The 932-nt window shown below is 41.7% G+C and carries 1 protein-coding gene; it reads right to left on the reverse strand.

The genetic code is table 11. The features are described from left to right. Positions 1-176 precede the first annotated feature (176 nt). Positions 177-755, reverse strand: coding sequence for a hypothetical protein (locus tag A3766_RS23070; protein WP_082865206.1), 579 nt, complete (start codon positions 753-755; stop codon positions 177-179). Positions 756-932 lie beyond the last annotated feature (177 nt).

A 932-nucleotide genomic window follows, 5' to 3' on the forward strand; every position in this document is an offset into this window, starting at 1 on the left:
GTATCGAAAAAACGATTTTGGTGTTTGTTTCGGACAGAATATGGTTCAACTTAATACAGGGAAAATCTCACTCGATGATAAGCTAAGAGTAATTGAGGTGCTTGAAGAGGGATAGGTAAAGCGCTTCAGCCTATTTCTAAACATAGAAATAGGCATTTAACTGAAAGGTACTTGCCTTAGAAAAGCTCGATTTCGTCCGAGGTATCGTCAGTGCTGTCTTTTTTGGCACTAAAGTGATGTTTGTAAATATCCAAAGCTTCGTCAACACTTGCGCCGTTCATGATGTGTTGGAACATGATGCGCTCTTCTTCCATTGTGTAGTTCGACATGATGTCTTCTTGCAGCTTAGACCATGCCATTGGGTTGTAGAGTTGCTGAGGATCACTTACCAGATTACTCAGCCAACCTAGATCTCGCTTGACGTGGTCTAGACGTTGAGTGAGTCGATCGTAGAATTGGAAGGCAACAATTGCACTCATAATCTGCTGGTGGATCTCTGCAGCACTGAGCTTAATAGACTCCAGGTCAGTTCCTGAGGTGTCATTTTCTTCACCTTTATGTGAATCAATAACTTCCTTCAGTTGACTGGCAATATAGGTAAACGACTGAGTCAGCTCTGTTACTGACTTTTCGCCGTCTGTCATGGTGCACTCTACCTGAGACACAGCTAGGGTCAGCATGTTGATCGTTTCGCGAACCTGACTCCAGTCCAAGTCTGGTTTTTTCGCGGTAGATGTTACCGGATTGTTAGACAATGCGAATCTCCATTACATTTAACAGTGGTGACAAATTAAAAGTCGTGCATAATGCCTGCATGCATTGCAGTGCCAGCTTATTCTATGAAGGATAGTTGAAAATCATCAGTTGGCGAGCCAATTTTACGAAAACATAAAAGATTTAGTAAAAAAATATATGAGTATAATCCGCTTTGA

Source organism: Oleiphilus sp. HI0132 (assembly GCF_001635845.1).